Origin of the sequence: Halobacillus halophilus DSM 2266, from assembly GCF_000284515.1 — a bacterium.
Taxonomy (GTDB): Bacteria; Bacillota; Bacilli; order Bacillales; family Halobacillaceae; genus Halobacillus; species Halobacillus halophilus.
The window spans coordinates 163,256-176,357 of record NC_017668.1 but is presented as its reverse complement, the minus strand read 5'-3'; the positions used below and the strand labels follow the sequence as shown (position 1 = coordinate 176,357).

The following is a 13,102-nucleotide window of genomic DNA, read 5'->3' as shown; positions in this document are numbered from 1 at the left end:
TGGCTTGCTCTACCAACTGAGCTAATGGCTCCCAATTTAGAATGAGGTTTTTACTATCATTTTAGTTAATAGCTTGCAAACCAATTTATTTGTCCATATCCCTGCTTATGCTGCTTATAAACTACAAACATAGAGCTTATGTATAGAAAATAAAAAATCCCGTCAATTAATGAAGGAATTAAATGGCTGGGCCAGCTGGATTCGAACCAGCGCATGACGGTACCAAAAACCGTTGCCTTACCGCTTGGCTATGGCCCAACGAGTACAATGTTAGTATGGTCATTTAATTTAATAATATACATAAAAATATATTTTCTCATAAAAATATGCTGATCTATGTACTATCAGCAATCGACCATGCTCTAACAACTAAAATAAATGGTGGAGGGAGTAGGACTCGAACCTACGAACCCGATGGGAGCGGATTTACAGTCCGCCGCGTTTGGCCAACTTCGCTATCCCTCCACGTTAGTCAAAAAACATTTAATGGTGCCGGCCAGAGGACTTGAACCCCCAACCTACTGATTACAAATCAGTTGCTCTGCCAGTTGAGCTAGGCCGGCTAATTATGAAATTAGAATGGTGGAGGATGCAGGGATCGAACCTGCGACCCCTTGCTTGTAAGGCAAGTGCTCTCCCAGCTGAGCTAATCCTCCATCAATTGGTGACCCGTACGGGATTCGAACCCGTGATACCGCCGTGAAAGGGCGGTGTCTTAACCACTTGACCAACGGGCCTTCTTACGATTACTTCTGAGAGCTTCCAGCCGGATTTGAACCGGCGACCCCTTCCTTACCATGGAAGTGCTCTACCACTGAGCTATGGAAGCAAGTGGCTCCAACGGTAGGATTCGAACCTACGACCAATCGGTTAACAGCCGATTGCTCTACCACTGAGCTACGTTGGAATAATATAAAGCTTCGAAATGCTAAGTATAAGGGAAATGACGTGGCGGCGTCCTACTCTCACGGGGATCGACCCGACTACCATCGGCGCTGAAGAGCTTAACTTCTGTGTTCGGCATGGGAACAGGTGTGACCTCTTCGCCTTCACCACCACATCATATACAGTTTGAGGTAAACCCTCAAAACTGGATAAGGCAATCATTCAACCATCGGACGAGCGAACGTCTCTTCCGACTTCTTTTTTAAAGGATAGATAAGTCATCGATCCATTAGTATCCGTCAGCTCCACGTGTCACCACGCTTCCACCTCGGACCTATCAACCTCATCGTCTCTGAGGGATCTTACTTACTTGGCGTAAGGGGAAATCTCATCTCAAGGGGGGCTTCATGCTTAGATGCTTTCAGCACTTATCCCGACCACACGTAGCTACCCAGCGATGCTCCTGGCGGAACAACTGGTACACCAGCGGTGTGTCCATCCCGGTCCTCTCGTACTAAGGACAGCTCCTTTCAAATTTCCAACGCCCACGACGGATAGGGACCGAACTGTCTCACGACGTTCTGAACCCAGCTCGCGTACCGCTTTAATGGGCGAACAGCCCAACCCTTGGGACCGACTACAGCCCCAGGATGCGATGAGCCGACATCGAGGTGCCAAACCTCCCCGTCGATGTGGACTCTTGGGGGAGATAAGCCTGTTATCCCCGGGGTAGCTTTTATCCGTTGAGCGACGGCCCTTCCATGCGGTACCGCCGGATCACTAAGCCCGACTTTCGTCCCTGCTCGACTTGTAGGTCTCGCAGTCAAGCTCCCTTGTGCCTTTACACTCTGCGAATGATTTCCAACCATTCTGAGGGAACCTTTGGGCGCCTCCGTTACTCTTTAGGAGGCGACCGCCCCAGTCAAACTGCCCACCTGACACTGTCTCCGGACCGGATAACGGTCCTGGGTTAGAATGTCCGTACAGCCAGGGTAGTATCCCACCAGCGCCTCCACCGAAGCTAGCGCTCCGGCTTCTAAGGCTCCTACCTATCCTGTACAAGCTGTACCAACATTCAATATCAGGCTACAGTAAAGCTCCACGGGGTCTTTCCGTCCTGTCGCGGGTAATGTGCATCTTCACACATCGTATAATTTCACCGGGTCTCTCGTTGAGACAGTGCCCAAGTCGTTGCACCTTTCGTGCGGGTCGGAACTTACCCGACAAGGAATTTCGCTACCTTAGGACCGTTATAGTTACGGCCGCCGTTTACTGGGGCTTCGGTTCAACGCTTCGCCTTACGGCTAACGCATCCCCTTAACCTTCCAGCACCGGGCAGGTGTCAGCCCCTATACTTCGCCTTACGGCTTCGCAGAGACCTGTGTTTTTGGTAAACAGTCGCTTGGGCCTTTTCACTGCGGCTCCTCGGCAGAGGAGCACCCCTTCTCCCGAAGTTACGGGGTCATTTTGCCGAGTTCCTTAACGAGAGTTCTCCCGCTCACCTTAGGATCCTCTCCTCGCCTACCTGTGTTGGTTTGCGGTACGGGCACCTCTTTCCTCACTAGAGGATTTTCTTGGCAGTGTGAACTCAGGAGCTTCGGTACTTTAGTTCCCTCCCCATCACAGCTTGACGTTGCCGGACGGATTTGCCTATCCGACCGTCTCACTGCTTGGACGCGCTCATCCAATGGCGCGCTCTCCTTATCCTCCTGCGTCCCCCCGTCGTTCAAACGGAAAGGAGGTGGTACAGGAATATCAACCTGTTGTCCATCGCCTACGCCTTTCGGCCTCGGCTTAGGTCCCGACTAACCCTGAGAGGACGAGCCTTCCTCAGGAACCCTTAGGCTTTCGGTGAAAGAGATTCTCACTCTTTTTTCGCTACTCATACCGGCATTCTCACTTCTAAGCGCTCCACCAGTCCTTACGGTCTGACTTCACGGCCCTTAGAACGCTCTCCTACCACTGATCGTAAGATCAATCCGCAGCTTCGGTGGTGTGTTTAGCCCCGGTATATTTTCGGCGCAGAGTCACTCGACCAGTGAGCTATTACGCACTCTTTGAATGATGGCTGCTTCTAAGCCAACATCCTGGTTGTCTAAGCAACTCCACATCCTTTTCCACTTAACACACACTTTGGGACCTTAGCTGGCGGTCTGGGCTGTTTCCCTTTCGACCATGAACCTTATCACCCACGGTCTGACTCCCAGAACAAAGTCTATGGCATTCGGAGTTTGACTGAATTCGGTAACCCGATAGGGGCCCCTCGTCCAATCAGTGCTCTACCTCCATGACTTTCTATTCTGAGGCTAGCCCTAAAGCTATTTCGGAGAGAACCAGCTATCTCCGTGTTCGATTGGCATTTCACCCCTACCCACACCTCATCCCCGTAATTTTCAACTTACGTGGGTTCGGACCTCCAGTCAGTGTTACCTGACCTTCATCCTGGACATGGGTAGATCACACGGTTTCGGGTCTACGACCGCATACTCACGCGCCCTATTCAGACTCGCTTTCGCTGCGGCTCCGCTTCTTATGCTTAACCTCGCATACGGTCGTAACTCGCCGGTTCATTCTACAAGAGGCACGCCGTCACCCATTAACGGGCTCCGACTACTTGTAGGCACACGGTTTCAGGTTCTCTTTCACTCCCCTTCCGGGGTGCTTTTCACCTTTCCCTCACGGTACTGGTTCACTATCGGTTACTAGGGAGTATTTAGCCTTGGGAGATGGTCCTCCCGGATTCCGACGGAATTCCTCGTGTTCCGCCGTACTCAGGATCCACTCCGGAGGAAGAAAGGTTTCGACTACAGGGCTGTTACCTGCTCTGGCTGACCGTTCCAGGCCGATTCATCTACCTTCCTTCTTGATAACTCCAATGGAGTGTCCTACAACCCCAGAAAGCAAGCTTTCTGGTTTGGGCTGTTTCCGTTTCGCTCGCCGCTACTTGGGAAATCGCATTTGCTTTCTCTTCCTCCGGGTACTGAGATGTTTCAGTTCCCCGGGTGTGCCGTCCGATACCTATGTATTCAGTATTGGATGCTGTCCCATTACGAACAGCGGGTTTCCCCATTCGGAAATCTCCGGGTCAAAGCCTACTTACGGCTCGCCGGAGCATATCGGTGTTAGTCCCGTCCTTCATCGGCTCCTAGTACCAAGGCATCCACCGTGCGCCCTTATTCACTTAACTATCGTCGTGAAAAGACGTTGTTTCGTTCGATGTTTCTGTTGAATGTCTTGTCATCACTAGCGTCTAAAACGCTATTGATTCCTTATCCAGTTTTCAAGGTTCACACCCATTATTTAGGGTTGAATATAAAACACAAAATCACACTTTGTGTTTAAATCATTCATTTAAATGGTGGAGCCTAGCGGGATCGAACCGCTGACCTCCTGCGTGCAAAGCAGGCGCTCTCCCAGCTGAGCTAAGGCCCCAAAATTGAATGGTGGGCCTGAGTGGACTTGAACCACCGACCTCACGCTTATCAGGCGTGCGCTCTGACCAACTGAGCTACAGGCCCATCCAATTACTATAGGATTAAATATTTTAAATAGTTTAATCTCTCAAAACTGAACAACCAACCAGGTACGTCTTCCGTCCGGTCCAGCTTCCACGACCATCGGTCGTTTCCGCCTTTCCGGTTTCCTTAGAAAGGAGGTGATCCAGCCGCACCTTCCGATACGGCTACCTTGTTACGACTTCACCCCAATCATTGGCCCCACCTTCGGCGGCTGGCTCCATAAAGGTTACCTCACCGACTTCGGGTGTTGCCAACTCTCGTGGTGTGACGGGCGGTGTGTACAAGGCCCGGGAACGTATTCACCGCGGCATGCTGATCCGCGATTACTAGCGATTCCGGCTTCATGCAGGCGAGTTGCAGCCTGCAATCCGAACTGAGAATGGTTTTATGGGATTTGCTACACCTCGCGGCTTCGCTGCCCTTTGTACCATCCATTGTAGCACGTGTGTAGCCCAGGTCATAAGGGGCATGATGATTTGACGTCATCCCCGCCTTCCTCCGGTTTGTCACCGGCAGTCACCTTAGAGTGCCCAACTGAATGCTGGCAACTAAGATTAGGGGTTGCGCTCGTTGCGGGACTTAACCCAACATCTCACGACACGAGCTGACGACAACCATGCACCACCTGTCACTTGGTCCCCGAAGGGAAGACCCTATCTCTAGGGTGGTCCAAGGATGTCAAGACCTGGTAAGGTTCTTCGCGTTGCTTCGAATTAAACCACATGCTCCACCGCTTGTGCGGGCCCCCGTCAATTCCTTTGAGTTTCAGCCTTGCGGCCGTACTCCCCAGGCGGAGTGCTTAATGCGTTAACTTCAGCACTAAGGGGTGGAAGCCCCCTAACACCTAGCACTCATCGTTTACGGCGTGGACTACCAGGGTATCTAATCCTGTTTGCTACCCACGCTTTCGCACCTCAGCGTCAGAAACAGACCAGAGAGTCGCCTTCGCCACTGGTGTTCCTCCACATATCTACGCATTTCACCGCTACACGTGGAATTCCACTCTCCTCTTCTGTCCTCAAGTTCCCCAGTTTCCAATGACCCTCCACGGTTGAGCCGTGGGCTTTCACATCAGACTTAAGGAACCACCTGCGCGCGCTTTACGCCCAATAATTCCGGACAACGCTTGCCCCCTACGTATTACCGCGGCTGCTGGCACGTAGTTAGCCGGGGCTTCCTCGTTAGGTACCGTCAAGGTACCGCTCTGTTCGCACGGTACTTGTTCTTCCCTAACAACAGAACTTTACGATCCGAAGACCTTCATCGTTCACGCGGCGTTGCTCCGTCAGACTTTCGTCCATTGCGGAAGATTCCCTACTGCTGCCTCCCGTAGGAGTCTGGGCCGTGTCTCAGTCCCAGTGTGGCCGATCACCCTCTCAGGTCGGCTACGCATCGTCGCCTTGGTGAGCTATTACCTCACCAACTAGCTAATGCGCCGCGGGCCCATCTGTAAGTGATAGCGAGAAGCCATCTTTTAACCTTCCTTCAGGTGAAGGTAGGTGTTACCCGGCATTAGCCCCGGTTTCCCGGGGTTATTCCGGTCTTACAGGCAGGTTGCCCACGTGTTACTCACCCGTCCGCCGCTCGTTCCACAAGCTTCACCCCCGAAGGGGATCCGCTTGCTTCCCGCGCTCGACTTGCATGTATTAGGCACGCCGCCAGCGTTCGTCCTGAGCCAGGATCAAACTCTCCATAAAAGTTGAGATTGATTAGCTCTTTGCACACCGAATGTGCTTGTTTTAATTCCTTCTTTATTGAAAGAATATCTTGACGTACTGGTTGGTTCGTTCAGTTTTCAAAGATCAAAAGTTTTCGTTTGCCGCTTCAAAACAGCGACTTAATAATCATATCATTGTGACTCATTTAAGTCAACAACTTTTTTAAATGATTTTTTTGTGTGTCGTTTTCGGTTTGCTTTATATTCGCTCGCCTTTCCCGACAACGATTAATAATATACCATGGATCAAAAATGGAATGCAATACTTTTAAGGAATTTTTTTATCTTTTTTTAAAATCTCCTATATATATAGGAATTTAAGAAAACTAAAAAGCCCAGGGTAGTCCCTGAACTTTAGCATGAGCTTAGTTTTCTTTTTTCTTTTTAGGCATGTATTGCAGACATTCCTTCCGAGAGCCAAACCTCCGGAATATTTGAAATAAAACATCATACCGTTCTTCCATTGCTCTTTTAATCCCTGTATCTATTCGGTGGTCTCCTAAATCAAATGTGATTTCTTCCATCTCTCTTTTTAAAAGATATTCCATCTCACGTTGTTCTTGATCATTGATTATTATTCCGTGCATAGCCAGAACCTCCCTGATAACCAACCTTTATATATTTTTACCCCAAATTCATTGTTTTTAGCATAGGTTGTCCTTTTTTTCATATGTATAGAACATATTGGAAGGAAGGAGTTGCAGATACTTTGAGCTTTTATACGTGGAAAGTGGAACGGTTAAAGCGATATGGCGTTGTAGTAGCATTAGCACTATTTTGTGCGTTATTTCTTTGGTTAGGTCAATGGAGCCAACTTCCTGTTTTTTCTAATAATGGTGAACCTCGAGCATTAACCCAGGGGAGTGAGGATGTATCATTTGTCGCTTTGACTTTTAATATCAGCTGGGGAAGCGACAAAGTGTATGAAATTTTAGAGCAGCTGGAATCTCACCAGGCCCAGGCGACTTTTTTTGTTAGCGGTGAGTGGGCAGAACGCCACCCCGATATTGTGACAGCTATCCAGGAAGGAAAACATGAAATAGGAATGATGGGATATGAATATGAAAGCTATTTAGAATTAAAACCTGAACAAGTACGATCGGATTTAAGTAAAGCTCAGGAAACTTTTGAAAAACTAGGATTTGAAGAAATCAAATGGATCCGTCCCCCTCATGGACATATGGATAAAGAGGTACTGAAACTGATTGAAAATCAAGGCATGCAGGCTGTGCAGTGGAGTCTGAACCCTAGAGATTGGGAAAACCCTGGAACAAACGCCATTATTGATCAAGTTTTAAACGAGGGTGAAAAAGGAGATATTATTTTATTACACGCTTCAGATTCTGTTAAGCAGACACCAAAAGCTTTGGAAGTCATTCTACCTGGGTTGAAGCAAAAAGGATTAAAATTTGTCAGCATATCCGAACTGGTAAGCGGCGGAGAAGCAGAAACTACTCAAATTAATTAAAAATCAGCCACTGTGAATCCACAGTGGCTGATTAATTTAAGCAGCGTTTTCCTGGTTATTTGTCAGGCGGTGAAGAAGCAGAAGCTGATAAGCATTACAAGCAAGCAGTGGAATAATCATCATCCATATATAGTCACTTCCCTGTGCTCTCAAAGCAGGAACCCATTCTACTGTGGTAACAACCACCATAAAAAACAGAGCTGGAATAAAAGCATGAGACTTCGTTTCCTTCGCCTTTATGAAGGCTATCACTAGGGATATAGCTAAGAGTGCAAGCGCTGTTAGTAAATAAACTCCTATTGAACCTTCCTCAGACGCTTGATAACGGAAATAAACGAGATCAAATAATGTAAAGGCAATTAAAAATAACTGCAGTGCAGGCCAAAAAGATCTGAATAAGCCTTTTCCAAACTGATTAACCGTTAGATAAGCAAAGAAGCCCATTTGACTAATGACGCTGAATATAAATCCAAGACCGGAAAAGAATAATAACAAACCCACTAATTCAAATAATTGAAATGGCTGAAGAACTTCGGCATAAGAATTTTGTTTAAATATAAAACTGGTTACGAGGGTTAAAACTCCGCCAAGCAGCAGCGTCGTTAAAAATAACCTCACCCATTTACGACTATTCACGCGTGTTCCCCCTAAATACAAAAAGATTTTCTTACGTATTTTATCATGAAGCGCGGCTTTTTTCCTCCTGCCGTATAAAATTTGTCGAAACGCGAATAGTAAGACTAAGGAGAACGAAAGAAAGGGGACATCCTATCATGTCCAAAATTCGCTTTTTATGTCCCGTCATCATTCTTGTTTTCCTGGCAGCTTGTAACGGCAGCTCAGGAGCAAGCCAACAGGCGGATTATGATACAACGAAAAAAATGATTGTGGATATATTGAAAACCGATGAAGGCAAAGAAGCCCTCACGGAAGTTCTCTCTGATGAAAAAATGCAGCAATCCATGACTCTTGAATCCGAAGTCGTGGCCCAATCGGTCAGTGACACCTTAGTTTCTGATAAAGGGAAAGAGTTTTGGAGTAAGCTGTTTGCTGATCCTTCTTTCGTACAAGGTTTCAGCAAAACCTTGGAAGAACAAGAAAAGGATCTATTGAAAGGTTTAATGAAAGACCCTGAGTACCAGAAGCTCTTAATTGAGATATATAAAAATCCTGAAATGATGGAGCAAATGGTTACGGTTATGCAGGGGCAGAAGTTCCGTGAACATCTTGAGAAGACAATACAGGAGACATTAAATAGTCCTGTGGTTCAAGCCAAGATGAGTGAAACGATGTTAAAGGCTGCAGAAAAAATGAAAACCGGTGAAGGTTCTTCCTCTTCCGGAGGAGAAGACCAGCAAGGTGGAAGTGGAGAACAATCCGGCAGCGGTGGCCAGGAACAGGGCAGCGGATCTTCACAGTAAAAATCACGCGTTTCCCTTTATTTAAGGGAAACGCGTGATTTATTATTTAATACTTATCAATAATTTTAGCCGCAATATTCCGGTAGCTTAACCCGATTGGGTGATCGGATTGATAAACGGAAGGAGCGAACACATCTTCATCTTCGTACGGCTGCTGTAGAGGAATATGACCGAGCACGCCGGTTTGCAGTGTTTCAGCAAGCTTCGTTCCTCCTCCGCGTCCAAAGACAAATTCTTTATTTCCGGTTTCCTTACTTTCAAAGTAAGCCATGTTCTCGATAACTCCCAGGATTTCATGCTCTGTCTTCAAAGCCATCTGCCCAGCGCGTGCAGCTACAAAGGCAGCAGTCGGGTGAGGAGTCGTCACAATAATTTCTTTAGACGAAGGAAGCATGGAATGAACATCCAAAGCTACGTCCCCTGTTCCTGGTGGTAAATCAAGAAGTAGATAGTCAAGATCGCCCCATTCCACTTCTTTAAAGAAGCTTGTCAGCATCTTACCAAGCATAGGGCCCCTCCAAATAATTGGGGAGTTATCTTCCACAAAGAAACCCATGGAAACGACTTTTACTCCGAATCGCTCAACAGGGATAATCTTTTCCCCGCGTACAACCGGGCGCTCTTCCACACCCATCATATCCGGTACACTGAAGCCATAGATATCAGCGTCAATGATTCCTACTTTTTTACCTAACCGCGTAAGTGCTACTGCCAAGTTGACCGTAACTGTTGATTTACCAACGCCGCCTTTACCGCTGGCAATGGTAAGGAATTTTGTATTGGAGCCACCATCAAGTAAAGATTCTTCCTGCTGACTTTCCGCTTCCGGCTGAAATTTATTAATCACATCTTCTGGAAGCTGATCAAATCGAAGCCCTACAGTAGCTGCCCCGCCGCTTTTCAGTGCATTCACTATAGTCTGTTGAAGTTCCATTTGTTCTGCCGTGTTTGTCTTTGCAATCAAGACTTTAACACTTACATGGTTTTTTTCTTCTTTAATTGATATATCTTCAATCCCACCGGTTTCTTCTAACGTTTTATGTAAAAACGGATCTTCGATTGGATGAAGGATTTCGAGTACTTTTTCTTGTGTTAACAAAGCCGTTCACCATCCTTAGAAATGTTCAATAATGCTAGTATAACATATCTGAAACGCTTTCTAAGTAATTTGCTTACAATCCATTTTCAGAAGGATATTCTCTCTCGGTCACATACCGAAGTACCCCCTGATAAATGGAGGCAGCCATCTTTCTTTGATATTCCTCCGATTTTAGCAGCTCCCGCTCTTCTCCGTTCGAGAGAAATCCCGCTTCCACAAGTGCCCCCGGAGCCTCTACATGCTTAAGCAGATAAATGGAGGTCAAATCCATGGCCTGCCGGTCAGTGTTTTCAAGATTCGTTCTAATTTCAGATTGAATGAATTTAGCCAGGTGTTCACTTTGGGGATTGTTTGAATTAAAGAAAGTCTGAGCTCCTCTCCATTTAGGAGATGGAATAGCGTTTAAATGAATGCTTAAATAAAAGTCCGCTTCTTTTTCTTTAATGTACTGAACTCGGTTACGAATATCTTCTGATTTCCGCCTGGATAAACTCCCGGCATTTTCAGAAGCCAGATCCTTATCTTCATTTCTGGTTAAATACACAAGTGCTCCTGCTTCCTGTAGATAGTCACGCAAGTATTCACTCATACGCAGGGTGATGTCTTTCTCCTGTGTACCATCCGTTCCTTCTGCTCCACCATCAGCCCCTCCATGTCCCGGATCAAGCACAATAATCTTTCCAGATAGAGGAGATGACCACAGTGTCCAGGCATCTTTTGCTTCCTGCAGTGGATAAGATACAAGGCAAACAAGTATAATTATTCCCACTAACCATAAGGTGGTCTTCATTTTACGGATCATTCTTCCACACTCCTTAAACTCCCTAATTCACTATATGGGACAAGAGTGAAGAATATGAACAAGTGATAGCTGGTCTATGTAACCCCTTCATACAGCAGTTCGGTTACGCTCTGTGAGACTTGCTGGATTCACTTGCTTTATCGATATCATTGGCGAATTTCCTATTTTCATTTGTGGACCTGCACACGTATAAACAATCTCTGAAAAAGAATAGAAAAGGAACAATAGCCCATTCACTAACGACCTTCACAATTTTAAATACATGGATCTGTTTTTTATAGTCATTTTTCATAATAGTTAACGAATCCTTACATATTGGCGTTCTGCCTATTTTACATTATCGCCTCCCTAACCATAGCTGGATCGCATATAAATACTATATCTGAAAACAGATGCTTGTATTGGAAAAGGAGGTACAATATGAAAATCAAAGCAACTCAAATCCAGCAAGCGGAGGACAATATATCATGCATGATTACGAATTTAACTTATAGGGAAGTCCCCCAGCGAGGCGGGCGTCAAGAAAGAGTCTTTACCCTTCCCAACGATAGTACCGTTACACTCCAACGAGTCAATCTACAGGTCACCGGAACCGCGATGGTTACTTTTGAAGACGAAACTACGGTGTCTGTTGAATTTAGTATTTGCGACCGTTATTACTTATGCGCTCCTCAAGGAACAGCCATCGACTGCCAGGTTATTGAATACTCGTGCGAGATTTGTACGGTTACCGCTTCAGAAGTTAATGTAGTAATCGACTTATGTTTAGATGTAAAGTCGTCTACTACAGTAACGTTAGACGTGGATGCTGTCTTCTGTAATCCCAGAGCACAGCAAATCGAAAATTCCTGCCCATCTCCAGTTCTCCCCCCGCAATGCCCGGCAATGTTCGGTCGTGGAGTAGTAGAGAACCACACCAGCTATCCACCCCTCTCTTCAAACCCACTTATAGTTGTACAGCAAGGGGAAAAACTATGTATGCGTGCAGCTAAAGTTTACGATTGGATTCAGGATGGAATTCATACTACGCTAGCGATTGCAAGAACTGCCATTACAGGTCGCATCTTTAACGTGGACCAAGGGACCTTTTATGATTTTATTGATGTCGCAGTTGAAGATGCAAATTCGGGCGACACATTACTCATTTCGTCAGGAGCTTATCCTCAGGATACTTCTCTAGTCATTGATAAGTCTTTAACACTTCGTGGAAGCTCTGCGGAACAGACCAGAATAACCTTCCCTGATACCCTCCCTGACGCCGCTGCCTTAAGACTACGCGCTGATAATATTACTGTAGAAAGGCTTTCTCTCTTCAGAACAACAGACGAAGGTGCGGAGGAGGAAACCTTACTAGAAATTCCTCAACGAGTACCAGGAGATTATTACGAAGGGATAGCCATCCGTGATTCGATTCTCGAAGGTGGAAAACGAACCGCCCGTATAAAGGGAAAGGACCTTATATTTGAACGAAACATTATCATTCATACGGGAGATGAAGAATCTTTAGAGATTCAAGGGGCCTTAGGAGAAACTGCCATTGAGGACAATACTTTTCGAGGCGGTGATTTAAGCCGTGGCACAGTCACGTTTGCAAGAGCCTTAGAAGAAGACCGATTTGCAGGAACATTGAGGCTCGAAAGGAACAGGGTGGAACGACATACTCAGCTTGCCTTATTCGACACGAGAAACTATGAAGATGTCTCTATTTTGGTTCGAGAGAACGAATTCGATCATGAGGATCGAGGAGGTAACTCTATCGTCTTCCTACCTTTTGAATTTCCTGAGGTAGAGTCAATTCTTATTGAGGAGAATGATGTAACCAACCCTAACCCAGGTTGGCTTGCTGTGTATGTGGATTACAGTTCCGGCGGCGATACTTCTCCAGAACCGGGGCAGATCCAAGTGCTTATCAATCGATTTGTTTTTGAGCAGCCCTGGGGAGAAGAAACAGACATTATCTCACCTGTGGCTCCAGTCGGATTTACTGCTTCTGGTGAAGACTTTAATATGGGGCTAGAAGATTTTGAATTAGAAGGTAATATCGAACCCAACGAACCACCCCAGGAAATAGAGTAATGAAGAATGAGAGAAAAGCACTTCATTACGTTTTTCTCTCTACATATTTAGCCACCTCATAACAAGAACATAATTGTAAGGGTCCTATCGAATTAGTTGCTAGGACATATTAATAA

7 protein-coding genes, 9 tRNA genes and 3 rRNA genes are annotated in these 13,102 nt (G+C 46.3%); 3 read left to right on the top strand and 16 right to left on the bottom strand.

Annotated elements, in window-relative coordinates:
- Positions 1 to 183: 183 nt before the first annotated feature.
- From HBHAL_RS01005 to HBHAL_RS00945, 13 genes are all read right to left on the bottom strand, one after another.
- A tRNA-Gln gene (locus HBHAL_RS01005) sits at positions 184 to 258 on the bottom strand.
- A 121-nt stretch (positions 259 to 379) separates the two neighbouring features.
- Positions 380 to 465, bottom strand: a tRNA-Tyr gene (locus HBHAL_RS01000).
- Positions 466 to 487: 22 nt separating this feature from the next.
- Positions 488 to 563 (bottom strand) — tRNA-Thr (locus tag HBHAL_RS00995).
- A gap of 17 nt (positions 564 to 580) precedes the next feature.
- Positions 581 to 656, bottom strand: a tRNA-Val gene (locus HBHAL_RS00990).
- Between the two features lie 6 nt (positions 657 to 662).
- Positions 663 to 737, bottom strand: a tRNA-Glu gene (locus HBHAL_RS00985).
- A gap of 20 nt (positions 738 to 757) precedes the next feature.
- Positions 758 to 829, bottom strand: a tRNA-Thr gene (locus HBHAL_RS00980).
- A gap of 3 nt (positions 830 to 832) precedes the next feature.
- A tRNA-Asn gene (locus HBHAL_RS00975) sits at positions 833 to 907 on the bottom strand.
- 39 nt (positions 908 to 946) lie between these two features.
- Positions 947 to 1,060 (bottom strand): 5S ribosomal RNA (gene rrf / locus HBHAL_RS00970).
- 94 nt (positions 1,061 to 1,154) lie between these two features.
- Positions 1,155 to 4,072 (bottom strand): 23S ribosomal RNA (locus HBHAL_RS00965).
- A 169-nt stretch (positions 4,073 to 4,241) separates the two neighbouring features.
- A tRNA-Ala gene (locus HBHAL_RS00960) sits at positions 4,242 to 4,317 on the bottom strand.
- Positions 4,318 to 4,326: 9 nt separating this feature from the next.
- Positions 4,327 to 4,403: transfer RNA gene (locus HBHAL_RS00955), tRNA-Ile, on the bottom strand.
- Between the two features lie 130 nt (positions 4,404 to 4,533).
- A 16S ribosomal RNA gene (locus HBHAL_RS00950) occupies positions 4,534 to 6,100 on the bottom strand.
- Together the 16S, 23S and 5S rRNA genes with 9 tRNA genes alongside form the textbook arrangement of a ribosomal RNA operon.
- A gap of 385 nt (positions 6,101 to 6,485) precedes the next feature.
- A complete protein-coding gene (locus tag HBHAL_RS00945; RefSeq protein WP_014641462.1) occupies positions 6,486 to 6,707 on the bottom strand; it encodes a hypothetical protein in 222 nt (73 codons plus the stop codon).
- Between the two features lie 122 nt (positions 6,708 to 6,829).
- On the opposite strand from HBHAL_RS00945, the gene pdaB reads away from it, so the two are divergent.
- Positions 6,830 to 7,588, top strand: coding sequence for a polysaccharide deacetylase family sporulation protein PdaB (gene pdaB, locus HBHAL_RS00940; protein WP_014641461.1), 759 nt, complete (start codon positions 6,830 to 6,832; stop codon positions 7,586 to 7,588).
- 36 nt (positions 7,589 to 7,624) lie between these two features.
- On the opposite strand, the gene HBHAL_RS00935 is transcribed toward pdaB, so the two are convergent.
- Positions 7,625 to 8,224: a KinB-signaling pathway activation protein gene (locus HBHAL_RS00935; RefSeq protein WP_014641460.1), complete on the bottom strand. Its 600-nt coding sequence runs from the start codon at positions 8,222 to 8,224 to the stop codon at positions 7,625 to 7,627.
- Between the two features lie 137 nt (positions 8,225 to 8,361).
- Between HBHAL_RS00935 and gerD the strand changes: the two genes are divergently transcribed.
- The gene (gerD, locus tag HBHAL_RS00930) at positions 8,362 to 9,009 is read left to right on the top strand and encodes a spore germination lipoprotein GerD (protein ID WP_014641459.1); all 648 of its coding nucleotides are present in this window, start codon (positions 8,362 to 8,364) and stop codon (positions 9,007 to 9,009) included.
- Between the two features lie 46 nt (positions 9,010 to 9,055).
- On the opposite strand, the gene HBHAL_RS00925 is transcribed toward gerD, so the two are convergent.
- The gene (locus HBHAL_RS00925; RefSeq protein ID WP_014641458.1) at positions 9,056 to 10,108 is read right to left on the bottom strand and encodes an Mrp/NBP35 family ATP-binding protein; all 1,053 of its coding nucleotides are present in this window, start codon (positions 10,106 to 10,108) and stop codon (positions 9,056 to 9,058) included.
- Positions 10,109 to 10,181: 73 nt separating this feature from the next.
- A complete protein-coding gene (gene cwlD, locus HBHAL_RS00920; protein WP_014641457.1) occupies positions 10,182 to 10,910 on the bottom strand; it encodes an N-acetylmuramoyl-L-alanine amidase CwlD in 729 nt (242 codons plus the stop codon).
- Positions 10,911 to 11,330: 420 nt separating this feature from the next.
- Between cwlD and HBHAL_RS00915 the strand changes: the two genes are divergently transcribed.
- A complete protein-coding gene (locus HBHAL_RS00915) occupies positions 11,331 to 12,986 on the top strand; it encodes a BMQ_0737 family morphogenetic spore coat protein (protein ID WP_014641455.1) in 1,656 nt (551 codons plus the stop codon).
- The last annotated feature ends 116 nt before the right edge of the window (positions 12,987 to 13,102 follow it).

Bases quoted from the DNA above. Each gene is read 5' to 3' on its own strand.
- gerD (WP_014641459.1), top strand. From the start codon at position 8,362: ATGTCCAAAATTCGCTTTTTATGTCCCGTCATCATTCTTGTTTTCCTG.
- HBHAL_RS00945 (WP_014641462.1), bottom strand. From the start codon at position 6,707: ATGCACGGAATAATAATCAATGATCAAGAACAACGTGAGATGGAATAT.
- cwlD (WP_014641457.1), bottom strand. From the start codon at position 10,910: ATGATCCGTAAAATGAAGACCACCTTATGGTTAGTGGGAATAATTATA.
- HBHAL_RS00915 (WP_014641455.1), top strand. From the start codon at position 11,331: ATGAAAATCAAAGCAACTCAAATCCAGCAAGCGGAGGACAATATATCA.